Source organism: Streptomyces sp. NPDC029138, from assembly GCF_055564375.1.
The window spans coordinates 37968-59028 of record NZ_JBVHWM010000016.1 but is presented as its reverse complement, the minus strand read 5'-3'; the positions used below and the strand labels follow the sequence as shown (position 1 = coordinate 59028).

Below are 21061 nucleotides of genomic sequence, written 5' to 3'. Positions count from 1 at the left end.
TGCCGTGCCCGAGTGAGGTGGTGTCCGATGGCAGCAGATCCCTCTTCCCCGACTCCGTCAGGACCGGCGGCGGACGAGCAGCGCGCCGGCTACGGCGGGCGGCTGACGCTGTGGGGTGTGGCGGCCGTCTTCCTCGCCGTCAGCGTGTTCGGCGGTCACCAGCAGCCGGACGCCCCGCCGCAGGCGCACCGGGCCTCGGGCACCGGCGCGCCGCCGGCGGCCGACTCGCGGCAGGCCGACGATTCGCTGCCCCGGTCCGCACCCACCCGGCTGCGCATCCCGAAGATCTCCGTGGACGCCCCCTTCACCTCTCTGGAACTCGGCGCCTCGGGCCAGTTGCAGCCGCCGCCCGCCGCCGACACCAATCTCGTCGGCTGGTACGCCGACGGTGTCTCGCCCGGCGAGCAGGGCACCGCGATCATCGCCGGACACGTCGACACGGTGACCTCCCCGGCCGTCTTCGCCAACCTCGACGAGCTGGAACCCGGCGACCGGTTCTCGGTGGAGCGGTCCGACGGACGCACGGCGGACTTCGTCGTGGACAGCGCCGAGACCTTCGCCAAGGACGACTTCCCGAGCGAACGGGTGTACGCGGACGCCTCGCGCCCCGAGGTCCGGCTCATCACCTGCGCCGGGGACTACGACCGGACGGTGCGGGACTACACCGACAACCTGGTCGTCTTCGCGCACCTGGTGTGAGCCGACGGGGTTCCGGCGTGAGCCGGGGCGCCGGTACGGCCGCGGTCCGGTCAGGCGGCGCTGTCCCCGAACGGGCCGTCCTCGGCGAACGCCAGCGCCGCGAACCGCTCGCCGATGCGGCGGTGGCCGGCGGTGTCCGGGTGGAGGCCGTCCGGCAGCGGCAGCTCGGCGAAGTCGGCCTCCCCGTACAGCTCGCGGCCGTCCAGGTGGTACAGGGCCGGGTCCTCGGCCGCCCGCTCGCGCACGATCCGGGCCAGCTCCTCCCGGACGACCTCCAGGGTGAGCTTCCCGGCCGCCCGCTCGGCCGGATCACCGGTGGCCCGGAACCGCAGGCGCCCCTCGCCGAGGGCGGACAGGTCCATGGCGGTGGGCCCGGGCGTGTCCTCGTGCAGCGGACACAGGACCGGCGAGACGACGAGCAGCGGGGTACCGGGGTGCCCCTCGCGGACGGTGTCGAGGAAGCCGTGCACGGCGGGGCCGAAGGCGCGCAGCCGCATCAGGTCGGTGTTGACCAGGTTGATGCCCAGCTTGACGCTGATCAGATCGGCGGGCGTGTCGCGCAGCGCCCGGGCGGTGAACGGGTCGAGCAGCGCGCTGCCGCCCAGCCCGAGGTTGATCAGCTCCACTCCGCCCAGGGACGCGGCGAGCGCCGGCCAGGTGGTGGTGGGGCTCGCCGCGTCCGAGCCGTGGCTGATCGAGCTGCCGTGGTGCAGCCACACCCGGCGGCCCCGGTCCGGTACGGGTTCGACGGGGGCGTCGGCGCGCAGCGCGACCAGCTCGGTCGTCTCGTTGTGCGGCAGCCAGATCTCCACGTCCTTGTCGGTGTCCGGGAGGCCCGTGAAGCGCACGGTGCCCACCGGGCCGGGCCGGTGCTCGGCGGAGCCGGTGCCCAGGTCGATGGTGAGGGTGTCGCCCTCGCCGACGGAGGCGCGGCCGGCCGGGCGTCCGTCGACGAGCAGGTCGTACACGCCGTCCGGGCGGGGCGGTGCGCCCGCGTAGACCCGCTTGGTCGGCAGGGTGTCCAGCTCGACCGTGGTGGCGCGGGTGCGGAGGGCCAGCCGTACGCCGGAGGGCTGGGACTCCGCCAGGGCCAGCTGCGGGTCGGCGCACTGGGCGCGGGCCCGGGCGGGCAGCCGGTGCGGCAGCAGGCCGCGCGCGGTGCGCTCCAGTTCGAGGGCACCGCGTATCAGGTCGGCGGTGAGGGGGATGGTGTGCATCGTGTCTGCCTGCGTTTCGAGGGGGATCGCCGTGGGGGAGCGGGGGTGGCTCAGGGCTGGGCGGGCCAGTTGCGCAGCAGGGAGTCGAGGGCGTCCAGGATGCGGGTCCAGGACTCCTGCGAGCCGGGCGCGCTGTGGCTGAAACCGCCGGCCGTCTCCAGGCTGACGTAGCCGTGGAAGACGCTGCCGAGGAGGCGGACCGCGTGGGTCTGGTCCGGCTCGGTCAGGTCGTAGCCGCGCAAGGTGGCCCGGGTCAGCTGCGCGATCCGCACTCCGGCGCTGCCGGCGGCCGTCTCGGCGTCCAGCGGGTGACGGGCCGCCGCGTAGCGGCCGGGGTGTGCGCGGGCGTAGTCGCGGTAGACGTTCGCGAAGGCGCCGAGGGCGTCCTTGCCGGAGCGGCCGGCCAGCGCTTCGGCCGCACGGTCGGCCAGCTCCGCGAGGGCGAGCAGCGCGATCCGCGTCTTGAGGTCCTGCGAGTTCTTCAGGTGCGAGTACAGGCTCGCGACCTTGACGTCGAACCGCCGGGCCAGCGCGGACACCGTCACCTGGTCGAAGCCGACCTCGTCGGCCAGCTCCGCGCCGGCCCGCACCAGGCGTTCGGTGGTCAGTCCCGCACGTGCCATCACTGTTTCTCCCGTCTGCTGGAAACCAGTGTGCGGTTTCCTAAAGGCTTTAGGCAAGCGGGATCAAGGCTTAGGCGGCTGAGCCGCCCGTGGACTCGCGGATCACCAGCGAGAACGGGCCGACGAACTCCTCCTGGACCGCCCGGGGCCCCTCGCGGCCCATCCGCGCGACCAGCAGGGCCACCGCCCGCTCGGCCATCAGGTCGTGGTCCGGATCGACCGTGGACAGCGAGGGCACCAGGAACGCGCTCTCGTCGACGTTGTCGAACCCGATCACCTTGACCTGCTCCGGCACCCGCACCCCCGCGTCCGCCAGACCGCGCAGCACGCCCATCGCCACGGTGTCCGTCACACAGAACACACCGTCGAAGTCCAGCCCCTCCGCCACCATCGCCCGCGCCCGCCGGGCCGCCGCGTCCATGGTGAGCGCCGGCAGGCTCTGCACCAGGCCCGGGTCCGTGGACAGGCCGGCGGCGGTCAGCGCCTGGCGGTAGCCGGAGTGCCGGAGGCTCGACACGTCGACCTCGCCGCGCAGTTCCCCGCAGACCACGGCCACGCGCCGGCAGCCCCGTTCGACCAGATGCCGGGTGGCGGCGGCGGAGGCCGCCACGTTGGGCATGGCGACATGGTCCACCGGACCGCCGAAGATCCGCTCGCCGAGGAGCACGACCGGGTGGTCCACCTCCAGGGCCTCGACGTCGGCCTGGCCCATGCCGACGCTGCTGAGGATGAGCCCGTCGTAGAGCCGGTTGCGGGACGAGGCCAGCGTCGCCAGCTCGTTCTCGCGGCGGGCGCCGGTCTGCTCGATGCTCACTCTCAGGCCGTGCCGGCCGGCCGCCGTGATCAGGGCGGCGGCCAGCCGGCCGTAGTAAGGGCGGTTCACCTCCGGGACCGCGAGACCGATGGTCCCGGTCCGGCCCTTGCGGAGGTTGCGGGCCGCCACGTTGACCCGGTAGTCGAGCCGGGCCATCGCCTCCAGGACGCGGGCGCGGGTGGCGGGCCGCACATGCGGGCGGTCGTTGATGACGTTGGAGACCGTCATCGCCGACGCGCCGGCCGCCTTCGCCACGTCCTGGATCGTCGCCACGCTCACTCCCGCCCGTCGTCCTCCGCGAGACGATAGAGGGCGGTGCCGTGGGCGGGCAGGCGGACGGTGAGGTGCCGGCCGTCGTGCGGGGCGTCGGCGCGGGTCCACAGCTCGCGGACCCGGTCGGCGGGGCGGGCGCCGATCGAGCCGAGCGGAACCTCGTACCGGCGTAGTGCACCGAGAGGCCCTGGTATTAGGGGTGCGCGGGGTGGCCGCGCAGCCGAAGCAGTTGATCTGCCGCATCAGCGTCTCGGTCCACCTGTAGTCCTCGTCGGAGGCGCCCGAGGCGATCCGGTACAGCTTGTTGTCACCGTGGTCCCGGCAGTACGTGCCGTACTGCCGGGCCAGATCGGCGAAGTACTCGGCGCGCATGTTGCCGCCGCAGCCCCAGGTCTCGTTGCCGAGGCCCCAGAACCGCACCCGCCACGGCTCCTCACGGCCGTTGGCCCGGCGCAGCCGCACCATGGGGCTGTCGCCGTCCCGGGTGAGGTACTCCACCCACTCGCCCATCTCCCGGACGGTGCCGCTGCCCACGTTCCCGCTGATGTACGGGTTCGCGCCGAGCAGTTCGCACAGGGCCATGAACTCGTGGCTGCCGAAGTGGTTGTTCTCCTCCACGTTCCCCCAGTGGGTGTTGACCATCCGGGGCCGCTGCTCGCGCGGTCCGATGCCGTCCCGCCAGTGGTACACGTCGGCGAAACAGCCGCCCGGTCAGCGAAGGTTGGGGATGTCCAGGGCGCGCAGGGCCGCGACGACGTCCAGCCGGATGCCGCCCTCGTTCGGGACCGGGGAGTCCTCGCCGACCCAGAACCCGCCGTAGACGCACCGCCCGAGATGCTCGGCGAAGTGCCCGTACAGATGGCGGCTGATCGTCGGTCCCTCGATGTCGAGGTTGATGATCGCGGTGGCGACGGACACGCGGGGACTCTGATCCGAGATCCTTTGTATCGATAAAAGCTCCGGGGCAAGCTCGCACCGGGGTGCCGGGGCGTCAAGAGAGCGGACATCGGGCGCCCGGTCCTCCGGCAGTGCCGAACACCCACTTTTTTGTAGGTACTTGGCAGCCCCGCCCCGGCCGGGAGAGGCTGTTTCCCGAGGTCAGGGGCTGCCGGAGAAGAGACGGGAGATGACAGCGGCAGCGCGCCCCAGGACGTCGTGGCGCGCCTCAGGACGCCGCTCCGTGCTCGCGGAGCCGCTCCAGCCGGCGGTGGCCCCACTCGGACACGGGGGCCAGTGCCTCGGCGAGATCACGGCCGAACCCGGTCAGCGAGTACACGGTCTTCGGCGGCAGCACGTCGTGCACCTCCCGGTGCACCAGGCCGTCCTCCGCCATCTCGCGCAGCGCCTGGGTCAGGACCTTCTCACTCAGCCCGGGCAGCCGGCGGCGCAGTTCGCCGGGCCGCTGCGGGCCGGACTCCAGCAGCCACAGCAGCGACGTCTTCCACTTGCCGTCGATCACGGCGATCGCGGCGGTCACTCCGCAGACGTTCGGGTCCTGGGCGCGGCTGCGGGTCATCGGCGTCCTCTTCGGTTCCGGTCGCGTTCTTGTTCTTCCTTACCGACTACGGGAGTTGCAACATGTTCACATCTTCGGATCTTCCTGCCGTCACGGTGATCGGCCTCGGCTCGATGGGCCGCGCGCTGGCGGGCGCGTTCCTGACGGCCGGCGTGGCGACCACGGTCTGGAACCGCACACCGGGCAAGGACCGGGAGCTGGCCGGACGCGGGGCGAGCGCTGCCGGGTCGGTCGAAGAGGCCGTTTCCGCCTCGGAGTTGACCGTCGTCTGTGTGGTGAACCATGACGCCTCCGACGCGATCCTGCGCCGTGCCGACGTCACCCGCGCGCTCAAGGGCCGTACCGTCGTGAACCTGACCGCCGACACCCCGGAGCGTGCCCGGGACACGGGGGAGTGGGCGGCGGCCCACGGCATCGGCTACCTGGACGGCGCGATCATGACGCCGGCGCCGAGCATCGGCACCCCGGAGGCCGTCTTCCTGCACAGCGGCCCGCGCGACCTGTACGAGCGGCACCGGCCGGTGCTGGAGGTGCTCGGCGGGACGCACACCCACCTGGGCGAGGAGGTCGGGCGCGCCGCCACCTACGACATCGCGCTGCTCGACATCTTCTGGACCGCGATGGCGGGGTACGCGCACGCCGTGGCGATCGCCCGCGCGGAGGGCGTCACCGCCCGGGAACTGGCCCCCTTCGCCCAGGGCATCGGGGCCATCCTGCCGCCGCTGTTCGAGAGGTTCGCGCAGGACGCCGACAACGGCACCTACACCGGCGAGATCAACCCCATCACCTCGGCCGCCTCCACCATGGCCCACGTCGTCGACGTCTCCGAGTCCCACGGCATCGACGCGGGCGTGATGCGGGCCGTGGAGGGCCTGGCCCGCCGCGTCATCGGCCTCGGCCACGGCACGGACGGGTTCATGCGGGTGACGGAGGTACTGGGTCGCCACTGAGCGACCGCAGTGGCGCATGCGCGGAACCGGCCCGCGCCGCACCAGTGGAACCGGGCCGCGCAGCAGGGCCCGGTCGGGGGTGCGGGTGGCGCTGCGGCACCAGTCGCTCACTGTGTCGCCGGCGCGAGGGTGCGGGTCGTGTGGGTGGCGTCGTGGTAGCGGTCGCTCACTGTGCCGCCCGCATCGGCGAAGCGGGGGTCGGGCGGCGTCGTGGCGCCAGTCGCTCAGCGTGCCGCCCGGGCGGGCGAAGCGCCGGGCGGCGGTGCGCTCGGTGGATTCCTCGGCCGGGCGGCGTCGGCACGGGTGCCGATCAGCACCAGGTCCGGGCGGGCGATCGTGGCGACCAGGGCGTGGGCCTCGGCGACACCGAGGGCGGCCGTCACGGCCCGGCGCACCCGCCCCCCAGCTGCTCGTGCAGCGCGGGAGGGCGAGCGGCAGACCGGCGGCGACGGTCGGACCGGCACCGCGCCGGAGGAACCGCTGTCGGACCGGATCAGCCGTCGGCTCCGCCGTGGCCGTCGGGGCTCGCGGACTACGCAACCCGTCCAGCGCATGCAGGGCATCGTGGGGCGACCGGGTCCGCAGGCGTCGGCCGGCGGAGGAGCGAGCGCCTGGTGGGTCGGGGCCGTGCACGGGAGGCGTGGGGCGCTTCGGTGGGTGTGGAGTGCGCCGTGCCCGGGGGGCTCCGTCGGCAGGCGTCCGGATGCCGGCGGACCTGCGACTTGTGTCCGGGGAGGCACAATGGAACGCTTCGGTCCGCCGGGCGCGAGCACGGTCGGCGGACGCTGTGGCAGCGGGACCACGCGGGGCGCGGCCGGCCGTGGGCGCGCGTGAGAGTACCGGGCGCCGGGATGGACGGGGAGTGGAGCGATGGAGCTGGAGCTGCGGCATCTGCGGGTGCTGTGCGCCGTCGCCGACGCGGGCAGCGTGGGCCGCGCCGCCGCACAGCTGGGCTACTCGCAGCCGGCCGTGAGCACCCAGCTCCGGCGCATCGAGCGCCATCTGGGCGAGCCGCTCTTCGAGCGCGGGCCGAGCGGGGTCCGGCCGACCCGCTACGGCGCCGAGGTCGTCGAACAGGCCCGGGACGTCCTCGCGCGAGCCGCCGCGATCGGGCACCGCCCGCCCTCGGGCCTCCCCCGCCGCACCCTGCGCGTGGCCGCGACGAACTCGCCCATGCTGTCCGGCACGGTCTCCCGGGTCCGCGCGCGGCTGCCGGAACTGACCCTCTCGGTCACCAGCGTCTACGCGTCCTCGCGGATCGTGGAGCTGCTGGAGGAGGGCGCGGTGGACGCCGCCATCGCCGCCGACTACCCGGGCATGGAACTGCGGCACTCGACCGCCGTACGCCACCGGGGCATCGTCACCGAGCCCACCTTCGTCGCCCTGCCCGCCCGGCACCGGCTCCGGCAGAGCGCCCAGGTGCAGCTCGCCGACCTCGCCGAGGACGCCTGGTTCGTGACCCCGGACGACGGCGCCGGCTGGCCGGGGGTGTTCCACGACGCCTGTGCCGCGGCCGGCTTCGCGCCGGTGACCGTCCACGAGTGGCTCGGCGACCAGACCCAGTTGCAGAGCATGATCGCCGACGGTCTCGGGGTGTCCCTGGTGCAGCCGACGCTGCGGCCGATCCCGCACGTCATCGTCAAGCCGCTGGTGGGCTCCCCGCTGTGGTGCCGCTATGTGCTGGCCTGGCGGCCGGACACCGTCACCGACGACGTCGTGGAGACGGTGTTCCGGTCCGCCACGGACGCGTACCGCGATCTCGTCGCGCAGGCCCCGCACCTGCGTACCTGGGCCTCGCGCACGTGGAGCGTCGCCGGGGCGTAGCGGCAGGTCACGGGTGCGCCGCGATGTTATGAGCGGTCAGTGCCATGTGCTATGTCACACGCCATTGTTGGCGCGGCGGTGCGCTGAGACAGTGCCTCACACGCCTCAACACCCCACAGAGGCACATCCCTTCGTGGAGGAATCCCGATGCGCTATCGCTTCGCGCTGCCCGGACGCGTGCCGAGAGGCACGGCCGGCCGCATCGCCGGCGCCGCCGCCGTCTGCGTCACCCTGGCCGGCCTGCTGTCCACCCCGGCACTGGCCGCACCCCGGCCGCACACCGCACCCCGGCCGTACACCGCGCCCCGGCCGTACACCGCGCCCCGGCCGTACACCGCACCCCGGCCGTACACCGCACCCCGGCCGTACACCGCGCCCCGGCCGCACACCGCACCCCGGCCGTACACCGCCCAGGCCACGGCACCCCGCGCGCACCTCTCCGCGCCGTCGCCCGCCGCCGCGTCCACCGCCGCGACCGAGCGTCCGGCGACCCAGGCCCACCGGTTCCGGCCGGTCCAACTCCCGCCGCAGCGCCCCACGTCCACCAGGCATGCCGGACCGCGCCCGGCGAAGGCGGCCTCCTGCACCCCGGCCGACTTCGGCAGCCGTACCGGCTACGCCCTCGTCTCCTACGTCAGGGCCGCGACCCCGGACTGCGTCAACACCCTCTTCTCGGTCACCGGCACGGACGCGCGCGACATCTTCCGCCAGGCCCAGATGCTGCCCGTGGCGAACGCGTTCACCCGCGCCGCCGGGCAGTACCGGGGCGACAACTCCGGCGGCCTGCTGCAACTGGTCCTCTTCCTGCGTGCCGGCTACTACGTGCAGTTCAACCACCCCGGGGACGTCGGCGCGTACACCTCCCGCCTCACCACCGCCGTCACCAGCGGCATGGACGCCTTCTTCGCCCGCCCCCACTCCCGTGACGTCACGGCGGCCAACGGCGACATCCTCGGCGAGACCGTCATCCTCACCGACAGCGCCGACCAGCAGGGCCGTTACCTCTCCGTCTACCGGCGGCTGCTGAACGACTACGACGGCTCCTACGACTCCGTCGACAGCATGATCAGGGCCGTCAACGACGTCTACACACCGCTGTGGCGCGGCAACTGGAACCCGCGGTACGTGCGGGCCGTAGAGGACGACCCGCGCATCACCGACACCCTGTACGACTTCGCGCTGGCCAACACCGACCAGCTCGGCACGGACCTCGCCTTCCTGGACTCCAACGCCGGCATGAACCTGGCCCGTTACACCGAGCACCCCGAACTGCGGGACGTACGTCCGTTGACCAAGGACCTGCTGGACCGGACGGAGATCACCGGCCCGACGGCCGCGCTCTGGGTGGCCGTGGCCACTCAGGCGAACGCCTACGACACGGCCGACTGCGCCTACTACGACGTCTGCGACCTGCCGGAAAAGCTCGACAGGGCCGTCCTGCCCGCCACGCGGCACTGCGACGCGAACGTCACCGTCCGCGCCCAGGCGCTCACCACCGCCGACCTCGACGCCGCCTGCGCCAGTGTGCTCCGCCAGGACGCCTACTTCCGCTCGGTCGTGAAGGCCGACGGCGCGATACCCGGCCAGTACGCCTCCACCGTCCAGCTCGTGGTGTTCGCGAGCCGCGCCGACTATCGGACGTACGCCGGCGCGATGTACGGCATCAGCACCGACAACGGCGGCATGACGCTGGGCGGCGACCCGTCGGACCCGGCCAACAAGCCGATGTCGGTCATGTACCAGAAGAACTACGACGACGGTTTCCCGGCCCGCATCTGGAACCTCAACCACGAGTACACGCACTTCCTGGACGCCCGCGACGACATGAAGGGCGACTTCACCCGGCAGATCTCCGTGCCGGACGTGTGGTGGATCGAGGGCATCGCCGAGTACGTCTCCTACGGCTACCGAGGCCTCGCGGACGACCAGGCGGTCCAGGAGGCCGGCAAGCACACGTACAAGCTGAGCACCCTGTTCGAGAACACGTACGACAACAGCGACGTGACCCGCACCTACCCGTGGGGCTACCTCGCCCTGCGCTACATGGTCGAGCGGCATCCCGACGACATCCAGCGCATGCTCGCCCGCTTCCGCGCCGGTGACTACGCCGGCGGATACGCCGTCTACCGCGACGGCATCGGCACCCGCTACGACGCCGACTTCGACCAGTGGCTCACGGCGTGTGCCACGGGCGGGTGCACCCGGCCGGCCTCGGCCTGACCGCGCCCGCCCAGCAGAACGGCCGCCGACCGGAAACCCCGGTCGGCGGCCGTACGCGTACTCGGGGCCCCGGTGATCAGACCGCCGTCGCCGGGTACGTCGGGTACTCCACGCCCGACACGTGCTGGACGACGCGGACGACCTGGCAGGAGTAGCCGAACTCGTTGTCGTACCAGAGGTAGAGGATCGCGTTGTCCCCGTCGACCTTCAGGGCGCCGGCGTCCACGATCGAGGCGTGGCGCGAGCCGATGAAGTCGCTGGAGACCGCGTCGGGCGCCGTGATGAAGTCGATCTGGCGCTTCAGCGGCGAGGTCAGCGAGACCTCGCGCAGGTAGTCGTGGACCTCCTCGCGGGTCGTCTCGCGGGCCAGCTGGAGGTTGAGGATCGCGATCGACACGTCCGGCACCGGGACGCGGATCGAGCTGCCGCTGATCTTCGCCTTGAGGTCGGGCAGCGCCTTGGCGACGGCGGAGGCGGCACCGGTCTCGGTGATGACCATGTTGAGCGGCGCGGAGCGGCCCCGGCGCTCGGACTTGTGGTAGTTGTCCAGCAGGTTCTGGTCGTTGGTGAACGAGTGGACGGTCTCCACATGGCCGCGCAGCACACCGTACTCGTCGTCCATGGCCTTCAGGGGCGGGACGATCGCGTTGGTGGTGCAGGAGGCGCAGGACAGGATCTGCTCGTCCGGCTTGATGGTGTCGTGGTTGACGCCGTGCACGATGTTCGGGACGTCGCCCTTGCCCGGCGCGGTCAGCACGACCTTCTCGATGCCGGGGCGCAGGTGCTTGGACAGGCCCTCGCGGTCGCGCCACTTGCCGGTGTTGTCGATGAGGATGGCGTCCCGGATGCCGTACTCGGTGTAGTCCACGTGCGACGGGTCGTCGGCGTAGATCACCTTGACGGCGTTGCCGTTGGCGACGATCGTGCTGCTGTCCTCGTCCACGGTGATCGTGCCCTGGAACTGGCCGTGGATGGAGTCGCGGCGCAGCAGCGAGGCGCGCTTGACGATGTCCTGTGCGCCGCCGCCGCGCACCACGATGGCGCGCAGCCTGAGGCCGTTGCCGGAGCCGGCCTTCTCGATCAGCAGGCGGGCGACGAGCCGGCCGATGCGGCCGAAGCCGTACAGGACGACGTCGCGCGGCTCGCGGCGCTCGATCTTGTTGGCGCCGGTGGCGCCGGCGACCGCCTCGGCGGTGAACTCCGCCACGCTCAGGCCCCGGTCGTCGGCCTTGTACGTGGTGGCCAGCATGCCGAGGTCGATCTGCGACGGCCCGAGGTCGAGGGCGGTCAGGGCCTGGAGGAACGGCATCGTCTCGGTGACCGACAGCTCGGCGCCGGCGATCTGCCGGGCGAAACGGTGGGTCTTCAGGATGCTGACCACCGACTTGTTCACCAGGGAGCGGCTGTGCAGCAGGACGGTCACGTCCCGCTCGCGGTGCAGCTTCCCGATGAGCGGGATCATCGACTCCGCGATCTCCTCGCGGATCTTCCAGTTGGTGAACGAGTCGTCGTTGACAGTCACAGATCCATCTTTCGAGCTAGGCAGCGCTCATATGATAACCACACCCTTCGTGGGCCCCCTTGGAGGGGGTGAGCGACGCCGGTGACGCGTCCGGACGCGTGAATGCAGGGGGAAGTGCGGGAGAAACCCGGGTCGCGCATTGCACCTCCCCAGCGGCGTGCCCAAGGTCGACGCCGTGAGCACCTCCTCCGTCCCCCGGCCCGAGCCGACGGCCCCCTCCGGACCGCTGCGCCGCCCCCGGCTGCCCCGGCCGGCCGGGCCCGGCCGGCCGCAGGGCCTGCTGCCGGCGCTCGCCCTGTTCGCGGCCGTCCGGCTCGCCGGGCTGCTCATGGTGATCCTCACGAACGAACTCCGAGGACATCCACTGGTCAGGAACCTGGCCCACTCGTGGGACTCCCGCTGGTACCTCCACATCGCCACCCACGGCTACGGCCACCTCGTCTGGATCAGCCCGCAGGGCGCCGTCCAGACCGACTGGGCGTTCTTTCCCCTCTATCCGGCGCTCATCCGGGCGCTGACCACCGCTCCGCCCCTCACCCCGGGCCGGTCCGCCCTGCTCATCGCCTGGACGGCCGCGGGCGTGGCCGCGTACGGCATCTACCTCGTCGGCCACCACCTGTACGGCCGGGGCGTCGCCACCACACTGGTCGCCCTGTGGGCCGCCCTGCCGCACGCCGTCGAACTGACCATCGCCTACACCGAGTCGCTGTTCGCCGCACTCGCCGCGTGGGCGCTGTACTGCGTGCTCAGAGGCCGCTGGCTGTGGGCCGGAGTCCTGGCCGCGCTGGCGGGCCTGGCGCGGCCCAGCGGATTCGCGGTGGCGGTGGCCGTCGCCCTCGCCGCCGGGTACCAGGCGCTACGGCAGCGCGGCCGGGCCCCGGCGCGGCTGTGGGCCGGGGCGCTCCTGGCACCCCTGGGCTGGCTGGGCTATGTGCTGTGGGTGGGGAGCCGTACGGGCGACCTCCTCGGCGGCTACTTCACCGTCCAGCGCGCCTGGGACTCCCGCTTCGACTTCGGCGCCGGCTCGGTGCGCTTCCTCAAGGCCCTGTTCCTGTACGGCGGAGGCGTCGTCTACCCGGCGGCCCTCCTGATCGTCACGACGGGCGTCCTGCTGTTCACCCTGCTCTGCCTGGACCGCCCCCCGCTCGCCCTCGTGGTCTTCTCCGGCGTCCTGGTGCTGCTCGTGGTCGGCGGCTCGGGCTCCTTCTCCTCCAAGCCGCGGTTCCTGCTGCCGGCCTTCCCGCTGCTCGTCCCGATGGCACGCGCCCTCGCCCGCACCTGGTGGCTGCGCCCGCCCGCGGCGGTGGTCGTCTACGGCGCCCTCACCCTCGTCTCCCTGCTGTTCGGCGCCTATGTGACGGCGGTGGCCCACTCCCCGCTGTGAGCCACCGCCGGGATCACGCGAGCTGTTCCCGCCGGCGCCCGGCGCGGTGGCCGACCGGGCCCGCGAGCGCCATCAGCAGCGCGCTGACCCACACCGGGGAGCGAGGGCCGAGCCCGCCGTCGAGCGCGGCACCGCCCAGGACCGGACCGAGCGCCGCGCCCACGTTCAGCGCCGACGTCGCGAACGCGCCCCCGAGGGACGGCGCGTCCGCCGCCTCGTACAGCACCCGTGTGATCAGCGCCGAGCCGACCCCGAAGGCCAACAGTCCCAGGACCGGCACCAGGGCGACGGCCACGACCGGCTGCCCGGCGACCAGGGCCAGTACGGTCCACCCGGCGAACAGCGCTGCCCCGGCGGCCGGCAGCACCGACTGGGCTCTCCGGGCCGAGCGGTCCGACAGCCGGCCCGCCACCGTCACCCCGGCGAACGCACCCGCGCCGAACAACGCCAGTACGGCCGGCACCCACCCGGCTCCCAGTCCGCACACCTCCGTGACGAGCGGCGCCAGATAGGTGAACGTACAGAAGGTGGCGCCGTTCACGAGCGCGGCGAGGCAGAGCACCGACAGCAGCCGGGGGCGGCGCAGCGCCCGCACCTCCGTACGGACGCTTCTGTCCGGCCCCTCGGCATCCGCCTGGCCGGGCGGCACCGACCGGGCGATCGCGACCAGCGCCGGCGCGGACACCAGGGCCACCGCCCAGAACGCCGAGCGCCAGCCGAGCAGTTGACCCAGGGCGGCACCGGCGGGCACCCCCACCACACAGGCGAGCGTGGTGCCACCGAGCAGGACGGCGGTGGCCCGGCCCTTGGCATCCGGTGCGACCATGCCGGTCGCCGCCGCCAGGCCTACGGCCAGGAAACCGGCGTTGGTCAGCGCCGCGAGCACCCGGGTCGCCAGCAGCACGGAGAAGTCGGAGGTGAGCGCACCGACGACATGGACGGCCAGGAACACGCCGAGGAACGCCAGCAGCGACCGCCGCCACGGCCGCCGCCGGCCGAGCAACGCAGTCAGGGGCGCGCCAACGATCATGCCGACGGCGAAGGCGGACGTGAGCGTGCCCGCCGTGGGGATGGAGACCTTGAGGTCGCGGGCGATGTCCGGCACCAGGCCGGCCAGCATGAACTCGGACGTGCCCTGGGCGAAGACGGCCAGACCGAGGAGATGGAGAGCGAAAGGCATGAAGACTCCACACACCGTGTCGCGGACGGAGGACGAGCACGCAAGGGCGTGCGGTCCCGGCCGGCGCCGCCATGCCGCACGGAGGGGTGCGGCGTCACACGCATCACATGAAGGGGGGACGCGTGTGGAGGAAGGGTGCGTGCCGGTCCGGAACCCGGAGGACGACAGCCCGGTGGTGGCGTGAACGCGGAGAAAGCCGACGCGGAGCGCGGAGAAGCCCGACGCGGATTGCGGAGAAACCGACACCTAGCGCGGAGAAGCCCGACGCGGAGCGCGGAGACGTCGACGCGAGGAAAGCCACCGGGCGGCCGGTGGCTACCGTCTGGATGCCTCGGGGCTGGACACGTCCGGCACGCTAACGTGCCGACACGGGCGCACGCCACCCGGTTTTCCGCGCCCCGCGCGGGACGATGGACGCCGGCCGTCCGCCGGGAGTGGATGCGGCGCCGGCCGTGATGCCATGATCAGCCGGAGTACGACGGGGGAGGTACCGCCGATGAGGCTGCACACGCACGAGTGGGGGACCGGCGACCGGATCGCCGTCCTCGTGCACGGAATCATGTCCGACCACCGCACCTGGCACCGGGTCGCACCGGTCCTCGCCGGCAAGGGATACCGGGTCATCGGCGTGGACCTGCGCGGGCACGGCGCGAGCGGCCGGGGCGAGTACAGCCCCGAGACCTGGGCGGGCGATCTGATCGAAACCCTCCCCGAGCGGCCGGACCTGGCGATCGGTCACTCGCTCGGGGCGATGGCCCTGGCCGGTGCCGTCGAACGGCTGCTGCCCGCCCGGGCCGTCTACTGCGACCCCGCCTGGGACATACGCCGGAAACTGGTCGAGGCGTCCGCCTACTTCGCCGCCTTCAAGTCCGCGAACCGGGCGATGATCAAGAGTCTCAACCCGCGCTGGGACGAAGCCGACGTGGACGTGGAACTGGCCACGCTCGCCGCCTGGGACCCCGCCACGGCCCGCGTCCTGCCGGGCATCCTCGCGGCCAGCCGGACACCGGCGCGCCCGGTGGTGCCCTCTCTGGTGGTGCTGGCCGGCGCCGGCGAACTCGTACGGCCCGGCCTGGACGAGGAGTTGGTGCGGCGGGGCTTCGAGGTCCGCACGGTCGAAGGGGCCGGGCACTGCGTCTACCGGGACGACTTCGACGGCTTCATGGGCGCGCTGGACGGCTGGATCTGAGGGGGGCTCGAGCCCCCCCGGACCCTGACGGGACGGTCAGCGCGGGTTGAAGACCACGCTGGCGAAGCGGGCGTTGCCGGGCGCCGACCGGCCGGGGGCGAGCCGCAGCGCCGACCCCTTGCACTTCTTCCGTGTGTAGACGACGAGCGGCTTCTTCGTCCCGTTGCGGGCGCCGCGCGCCTCCTGAGCCATGTCGAGGCACTTGTCGTCCGGCGGGTTGTCGATGGCGTACGCCTTGCCCTGGGGCCCGACCCACACGAACGTGCCGTCGGCGGCGAGCGCGGAGACCGAGGTGGTCAGGGCGAGGGCGAGACCGCCGAGTACGACGGCGAGCGGACGGCACAGACGCATGGGCGTGTCCTTCGTGAGCGGGGGACGGGGAAGGGCGGACCGAGGGACCGCAGCCGTAATCTCCCACTCCCGCCCGGCCGGGCCCCGGAGCCGACACGGGCACGTCCGCCGTCCGGGGGACGAGGACGGGACACGGGACGACCGCCCCGCTGTCCGCTGTCCGCTGTGCGAAGCCCGCGAATCGGGGTAGACGGGGGGACGCCCGAGGAAAGGACCGTCTCATGACGACCTACGTGATCAGCGTCCCCGGCACCTTCACCACCGGGATCGAGGCAGACACCCGCACCCGGCTGGCGCGGGCGCTCCGGCCCGCCGATCCGCACGGCACACACATGGGCAGCGCCGAGGATCTGGACGTGCTCAGCGTCAACGAGGACAACACCTTCACCCTCCGCCTGACCGTGGAGGCGGACACCGGCCGGCACGCCGAGGAGGAGGCCCGCAGGCTCGCGGACTCAGCGCTCCAGGAGGCGGGACTGGACGAGCGGACCGTACCGCTCGGGCCCGCGGTGATCACCGGCATCGACTCCGAGGTCCGCTGACCGCGAGCACGACCGGGACACCGGGCAGGCCGGGTGCGGGCCAGGACCGGCCGTCCCTGAGGCACGATCTTCCTGTTTAGGTAAAATCTAGACGTTTGCCGAAAATTCAGGCGACCGGCCCGCCGAGGGTCACCCGCCCCGCCGGAAGTGATCGATGCCCCGCAAGCGCACCACGGACGAAGGCGACGAGCTGCTGGCCAGACTCGGTTCGCTCACCGCCCAGGCGCGCCGGCGCGCGGAGCTGCAACGCACCCAGGTCGAGCTGGCCATCGCCCTGCAACGCGGCATGCTCCCCCGGGACCTGCCGACCGCCCCCGGCCTCCATCTGGCGGTGCGGTACACGCCCGCCAACCTCGGTCTCAACGTGGGCGGCGACTGGTACGACGCCTTCGCCATGCCCGACGGCCGGATCGGGCTGTCCATCGGCGACGTGCAGGGCCACAACATCGAGGCCGCGGCCTTCATGGGGCAGGTCAGGGCCGGACTGCGGGCGCTCGCCTCGGTCACCGGCGATCCCGGGGAACTGCTGGCCCGCACCAACGACCTGCTGCTCTCCCTGGGCAGTGATCTCTTCGCCACCTGCACCTTCATGCGGCTCGATCCGGCCACCGGGGTGCTGGAGAGCGCCCGGGCCGGGCACATCCCCTTCGTGTGGGCCACGCCGGACGGGAAGTCCGGCGTCGTCGACGACGAGGGCGGACCGCCGCTCGGCATCGAACGGGGCATCGAGTTCCCGGTGACCCGGCACCGGCTCACCACCGGCGGAGTCTTCGTCCTGCTCACCGACGGTGTCGTGGAGGGGCCGTCGCTGAACATCGAGGACGGCCTCGACCAGGTGGTACGCCTCGCCGGCATCGCCGCCGTCGCCGGCCTGGAGGCCCGCGCGCTCGCCGCGGCCGTGATCAAGGGCGCCGAGAGCGTCGGACACGAGGACGACGCCGCCGTCCTGGTCGTGGGCCTGGACGGCCCAGCCGCCCCGGCCTGAGCGGTCCCGTGCCCGGGGCCTCAGTGGTTTTGCACCGGATCCTGAGCGGTCCTGAGCCGGGGACCTGGGCGGCGCCGTGCCCGGGTCCTGAGCGGCCCGTGCCGGGACCTGGGCGGTCCCGCACCGCGGCCGGATCGGCCCTGAGCCGGGGACATGAGCGGCCCATGCCCGGGACCTGAGCAGCCCGTGCCCGGGACCTGGCGGTTCTGAGCCGGGGACCTGAGCGGCGCCGTGCCCGGGACCTGAGCGGCCCGTGTCCGGGACCTGGGCGGTCCCGCACCGCGGCCGGATCGGCCCTGAGCCGCGGCCGGATCGGCCCTGAGCCGGGGACATGAGCGGCCCATGCCCGGGACCTGAGCAGCCCGTGCCCGGGACCTGGGCGGTTCTGAGCCGGGGACCTGGGCGGTCCCGTACCGGCGTCGGGTTCAGCCGTAGGGCCGGACCGTGGTCCGCCTCGCCTCGCCGACCGGCGGCCATCGGTGTGAGATTGCTGCTGTGGTGGGTATCGAGGAGCTGCGCCGACCGGGCGGCCGTGCCGTCCAGCTGCTGGCCGTCGCCGCCTGCTACTACGCGGCGGCCCGGCTCGGCCTGTTGCGCCAGCTGACCGTCGAGGGCGCCGTCGTCACCCCCATCTGGCCGCCGACCGGCGTCGCCGTCGCCGCGCTGCTCATCCTCGGCCTGCGCTGCTGGCCCGGCATCACACTCGGCGCCTTCTTCTCCGTCCTGTCCCTCACCACACCCGGACCCGACGTGACCGGCATCCTCTTCGGGAACACCGCCGCCCCCGTGTGCGCGGCGCTGCTGCTGCGCCGGGCCGGCTTCCGCACCGACCTCAGCCGGCTGCGCGACGGCCTCGCCCTGGTGTTCCTGGCCGCGCTGGGCGCCATGCTGATCAGCGCGACCGTCGGCGTCGGCATCCTCGTCCTCACCGGCAGCGTGCCCCCGCACAGCTTCTGGCCCGTCTGGCTCGCCTGGTGGGTGGGCGACGCGATGGGCGTCCTGCTGGTCACCCCGCTCCTGCTGTTGCTGTGCGGCGCCCGCAGGCCGCTGCCCCTGGGCCGCTGGAAGGAGGCGACAGCGCTGGCCGTCGTCGCGTGCGCGCTCGTACCGCTGGCCGTCCACAGCTCGCTCAGCCTGCTCTTCCTCGTCGCCCCGCTCATCATCTGGGCGGCCCTGCGGTTCCAGCTGGTGGGCAGTGTGCTCTGCGCGCTGCTGACCTCCGTGGTGGCCACCGTCGCCGCCACGGACGGCGTCGGCGCGTTCACCGGGCTGAGCCGGATCGAGGTCATGGTGAAGCTCCAGGCGTTCAACGGCGCCATGGCCCTGACCGCGCTGCTGCTGTCCGCCGTGATCATCGAGCAACGCAACACCCGGCACTCGGTGGAGCAGGCCTGCCAGGAACTGGTCGAGGTGCTGGAACACCTCACCGCGGGCGAGGCCCCGCCGCCCCGGCCGCAGACCGAGGCCGACGACATCGACGACCGGCCGTGGCCGACCGGCGCCCCATGAACTCCCGCCGGTGTCTCCTGTCAGGGCTCGGAGCGGTTCACCGGTCCCTCGTCGTCACTGCCCGGCTCCGCGGCCGGCGTCCCCGCCGACGTGGTGCGGTGCTCGCGGGACGGCGGGTGGGCGGCGCCGGTGGCGCCGGGCTGACCGCCGCCGGTCGTGCCGTAGCCCCCGGGGATTCCCGGCGGTGTGTCCGCGGCAGCCTCCGCCTCGCTGATGTGCCGCCGGGCCCGGACCCCCGCCCGGCGTTCCGGGTACGGGTAGTCGAACGGCTCGGACGCGGCGCGCTCGCGGTCCGCCTCGCGTTGCCGGCGCGCGGCCCGCTCGGCGTCCGTCACGTTCTCGTCCTGTCGTTTGCGCTCGTTGTCCTTCATGCGGCGCCGAGTACCCGGGCGGTGGCCACCGCCAACGTCCGTCCGGCGTGTCGGACGGCCCGCCGGGGGCACTGGGAGACGATGGGCCGAGTCCGTACGGGCACAGGGCCGGACCGAGAGGGACAGGGGCGGCATGGAACAGCGGCCGGTACCAGGAAGGGCAGCCGAGGACAGCACGCGCGGCGCGCCCGGGACGACGGAGCCGCCCCGGCAGCGGGACGCGGCCGACGCACGCCGCCGCATCCCCCGCACCGACACCCTCCTGCGCGACCCCCGGCTCGCCGAGGCCGTGGACCGGCTCGGCGCGCACCGGGTGAAGGCCGCCGTACGGCAGGCGCAGGAGCGGGCCCGCGCGGGCGGCATCCCGCCGGAACAGGTCCCGCAGACGGCCCTGGAGCTGCTGCCCGGCACCGCGAGCGGTCTGCGTCCGGTGCTCAACGCCACCGGGGTGCTGCTGCACACCAACCTCGGCCGGGCCCCGCTGTCCGCCGCCGCCCGCCAGGCCGTCCAGGAGGCGGCCGGTCCCACGGACGTCGAACTCGACCTGACGACCGGCGTCCGGGCCCGCAGGGGACGCACCGCGCTGGCCGCGCTGCGCGCCGGGGTGCCGGCCGCCGGTGCCGTGCACGTCGTCAACAACGGCGCCGCCGCGCTCGTCCTCGCCGCCACCGCCCTCGCGGGCGGCAAGGAGATCGTCGTCAGCCGGGGCGAGATGGTGGAGATCGGCGACGGCTTCCGCCTGCCCGACCTGCTCGTCTCGACCGGGGCACGGCTCCGCGAGGTCGGTACGACCAACCGCACGACCCCCGCCGACTACGCGGCCGTCATCGGGCCGGACACCGGGTTCGTGCTGAAGGTCCACCCGTCCAACTTCCGGATCACCGGCTTCACCCGGTCCGCGGAGGTCGCCGACCTCACCGGCCTCGGCGTGCCGGTCGTCGTCGACATCGGCTCCGGGCTGCTCGCGCCCCACCCGGCCCTGCCCGAGGAGCCCGACGCCGACACCCAGCTGCGCGCCGGCGCCGCGCTCGTCACCGCGAGCGGCGACAAACTGCTCGGCGGACCCCAGTGCGGGCTGCTGCTCGGCCGGGAGGACCTGGTCCGCGCCCTGGCCCGGCACCCGCTGGCCCGCGCCCTGCGCGTCGACAAGCTGACCCTGGCCGCCCTGGAGGCCACCCTCACCGGCCCCCCCACCCCGACCGCCCTCGCCCTCACCGCCGACCCGTCCCGGCTCCGGGCCCGCGCCGGCCGGCTCGCCGCCGCGCTGGCCGCCGACGGGATCGACGTACGGGCCGTCGACAGCGGCGCCACGGTCGGCGGCGGTGGCGCCCCCGGCGTCACCCTGCCCAGCGCGGCCCTGTCCCTGCCCGAGCCGTACGCCACCGCCCTGCGCACCGGCCGCGTCCCGGTCGTCGGCCGCCTGGAGACGGGCCGTTGCCTGCTGGACCTGAGAGCGGTACCGCCGGAGGACGACGACCGACTGGCCGAGGCCGTACGGGCGGCGCGGCCGGCGGTGGAAGGGCGGGGGGAGTGATGGGGGGTATGCGCGGGAAGGCGGGCGGCATGGTGCGGGGCCGCATGGGAGGGCGGACGGCACGGTGCGGGGCCCGCGCGGAAAGGTGGGCGGTGTGATGCGGAGCCCCCTGGCACGGCGGGCGGCACCAGGCGGGGCCCGCGTGGAAGGGCAGGCGGGCATGATGCCGAGTCCGCGCGGCGGGCGAACGGCATGCGGGGTCCCCGTGGGAGGGCGGGCGGCATGGTGCGGGGCCCGCGCGGAAAGGTGGGCGGTGTGATGTGGAGCCCCCTGGCACGGCGGGCGGCACCAGGCGGGGCCCGCGTGGAAGGGCAGGCGGGCATGATGCCGAGTCCGCGCGGCGGGCGAACGGCATGCG

20 protein-coding genes are annotated in these 21061 nt (G+C 73.5%); 10 read left to right on the top strand and 10 right to left on the bottom strand.

The annotated features are described in order from the left end of the window. The first annotated feature begins 27 nt into the window (after window positions 1–27). Window positions 28–699: a class F sortase gene (locus ACZ4WH_RS16325; protein WP_468180807.1), complete on the top strand. Its 672-nt coding sequence runs from the start codon at window positions 28–30 to the stop codon at window positions 697–699. Between the two features lie 50 nt (window positions 700–749). Here the strand turns inward: ACZ4WH_RS16325 and ACZ4WH_RS16320 are convergent, their stop codons facing one another. The 5 genes from ACZ4WH_RS16320 to ACZ4WH_RS16300 all read right to left on the bottom strand — a co-directional run bounded on the left by ACZ4WH_RS16320 (window position 750) and on the right by ACZ4WH_RS16300 (window position 5142). Then, window positions 750–1916, bottom strand: coding sequence for a GDSL-type esterase/lipase family protein (locus ACZ4WH_RS16320; RefSeq protein WP_468180805.1), 1167 nt, complete (start codon window positions 1914–1916; stop codon window positions 750–752). Window positions 1917–1966: 50 nt separating this feature from the next. Beyond that, window positions 1967–2539 (bottom strand): TetR/AcrR family transcriptional regulator, encoded by a 573-nt coding sequence (locus ACZ4WH_RS16315; RefSeq protein WP_468180803.1) that lies wholly within the window; start codon window positions 2537–2539, stop codon window positions 1967–1969. A gap of 70 nt (window positions 2540–2609) precedes the next feature. Further along, window positions 2610–4316, bottom strand: a complete 1707-nt coding sequence (locus tag ACZ4WH_RS16310; RefSeq protein ID WP_468180801.1) for a LacI family DNA-binding transcriptional regulator — start codon at window positions 4314–4316, stop codon at window positions 2610–2612. A 21-nt stretch (window positions 4317–4337) separates the two neighbouring features. Beyond that, window positions 4338–4544, bottom strand: a complete 207-nt coding sequence (locus tag ACZ4WH_RS16305; protein ID WP_468180799.1) for a hypothetical protein — start codon at window positions 4542–4544, stop codon at window positions 4338–4340. 247 nt (window positions 4545–4791) lie between these two features. Beyond that, window positions 4792–5142 (bottom strand): winged helix-turn-helix transcriptional regulator, encoded by a 351-nt coding sequence (locus ACZ4WH_RS16300; RefSeq protein WP_468180797.1) that lies wholly within the window; start codon window positions 5140–5142, stop codon window positions 4792–4794. A 62-nt stretch (window positions 5143–5204) separates the two neighbouring features. Here ACZ4WH_RS16300 and ACZ4WH_RS16295 point away from each other — a divergent pair, with 62 nt between their 5' ends. Further along, on the top strand, window positions 5205–6092 hold the full coding sequence (locus ACZ4WH_RS16295) for an NAD(P)-dependent oxidoreductase (protein WP_468180795.1): 888 nt from the start codon (window positions 5205–5207) through the stop codon (window positions 6090–6092). Between the two features lie 224 nt (window positions 6093–6316). Here the strand turns inward: ACZ4WH_RS16295 and ACZ4WH_RS16290 are convergent, their stop codons facing one another. Further along, window positions 6317–6475: a hypothetical protein gene (locus ACZ4WH_RS16290; protein ID WP_468180793.1), complete on the bottom strand. Its 159-nt coding sequence runs from the start codon at window positions 6473–6475 to the stop codon at window positions 6317–6319. A gap of 487 nt (window positions 6476–6962) precedes the next feature. Here ACZ4WH_RS16290 and ACZ4WH_RS16285 point away from each other — a divergent pair, with 487 nt between their 5' ends. Together ACZ4WH_RS16285 and ACZ4WH_RS16280 are read left to right on the top strand one after the other, a co-directional pair. Beyond that, window positions 6963–7916 carry a LysR family transcriptional regulator gene (locus tag ACZ4WH_RS16285; protein ID WP_468180791.1) on the top strand — a complete coding sequence of 318 codons (954 nt, stop codon included), beginning with the start codon at window positions 6963–6965 and terminating at the stop codon, window positions 7914–7916. Between the two features lie 147 nt (window positions 7917–8063). Next, a complete protein-coding gene (locus tag ACZ4WH_RS16280) occupies window positions 8064–10136 on the top strand; it encodes a collagenase (RefSeq protein WP_468180789.1) in 2073 nt (690 codons plus the stop codon). Window positions 10137–10212: 76 nt separating this feature from the next. Here ACZ4WH_RS16280 and ACZ4WH_RS16275 read toward each other — a convergent pair whose 3' ends face one another. After that, a complete protein-coding gene (locus ACZ4WH_RS16275) occupies window positions 10213–11658 on the bottom strand; it encodes a glyceraldehyde-3-phosphate dehydrogenase (RefSeq protein ID WP_468180787.1) in 1446 nt (481 codons plus the stop codon). 157 nt (window positions 11659–11815) lie between these two features. On the opposite strand from ACZ4WH_RS16275, the gene ACZ4WH_RS16270 reads away from it, so the two are divergent. After that, window positions 11816–13042, top strand: coding sequence for a hypothetical protein (locus ACZ4WH_RS16270; protein WP_468180785.1), 1227 nt, complete (start codon window positions 11816–11818; stop codon window positions 13040–13042). Window positions 13043–13055: 13 nt separating this feature from the next. On the opposite strand, the gene ACZ4WH_RS16265 is transcribed toward ACZ4WH_RS16270, so the two are convergent. Further along, the gene (locus ACZ4WH_RS16265; RefSeq protein WP_468180783.1) at window positions 13056–14222 is read right to left on the bottom strand and encodes a Cmx/CmrA family chloramphenicol efflux MFS transporter; all 1167 of its coding nucleotides are present in this window, start codon (window positions 14220–14222) and stop codon (window positions 13056–13058) included. Window positions 14223–14718: 496 nt separating this feature from the next. On the opposite strand from ACZ4WH_RS16265, the gene ACZ4WH_RS16260 reads away from it, so the two are divergent. Then, a complete protein-coding gene (locus tag ACZ4WH_RS16260; RefSeq protein ID WP_468180781.1) occupies window positions 14719–15411 on the top strand; it encodes an alpha/beta fold hydrolase in 693 nt (230 codons plus the stop codon). 36 nt (window positions 15412–15447) lie between these two features. Here the strand turns inward: ACZ4WH_RS16260 and ACZ4WH_RS16255 are convergent, their stop codons facing one another. Continuing rightward, window positions 15448–15762, bottom strand: a complete 315-nt coding sequence (locus tag ACZ4WH_RS16255) for a hypothetical protein (protein ID WP_468180779.1) — start codon at window positions 15760–15762, stop codon at window positions 15448–15450. 221 nt (window positions 15763–15983) lie between these two features. Here ACZ4WH_RS16255 and ACZ4WH_RS16250 point away from each other — a divergent pair, with 221 nt between their 5' ends. From ACZ4WH_RS16250 to ACZ4WH_RS16240, 3 genes are all read left to right on the top strand, one after another. Beyond that, complete coding sequence (locus tag ACZ4WH_RS16250; protein ID WP_468180778.1) at window positions 15984–16304, top strand: hypothetical protein; 321 nt, start codon at window positions 15984–15986, stop codon at window positions 16302–16304. 154 nt (window positions 16305–16458) lie between these two features. Next, entirely contained in the window at window positions 16459–17289 is an 831-nt protein-coding gene (locus ACZ4WH_RS16245) for a PP2C family protein-serine/threonine phosphatase (RefSeq protein ID WP_468180777.1), read from the top strand. Between the two features lie 495 nt (window positions 17290–17784). Continuing rightward, the gene (locus ACZ4WH_RS16240) at window positions 17785–18798 is read left to right on the top strand and encodes an MASE1 domain-containing protein (RefSeq protein WP_468180775.1); all 1014 of its coding nucleotides are present in this window, start codon (window positions 17785–17787) and stop codon (window positions 18796–18798) included. Window positions 18799–18818: 20 nt separating this feature from the next. Here ACZ4WH_RS16240 and ACZ4WH_RS16235 read toward each other — a convergent pair whose 3' ends face one another. Then, window positions 18819–19169: a hypothetical protein gene (locus tag ACZ4WH_RS16235; RefSeq protein WP_468180773.1), complete on the bottom strand. Its 351-nt coding sequence runs from the start codon at window positions 19167–19169 to the stop codon at window positions 18819–18821. Window positions 19170–19302: 133 nt separating this feature from the next. Here ACZ4WH_RS16235 and selA point away from each other — a divergent pair, with 133 nt between their 5' ends. Then, window positions 19303–20703: an L-seryl-tRNA(Sec) selenium transferase gene (gene selA, locus ACZ4WH_RS16230; protein ID WP_468180771.1), complete on the top strand. Its 1401-nt coding sequence runs from the start codon at window positions 19303–19305 to the stop codon at window positions 20701–20703. Window positions 20704–21061: the final 358 nt, after the last annotated feature.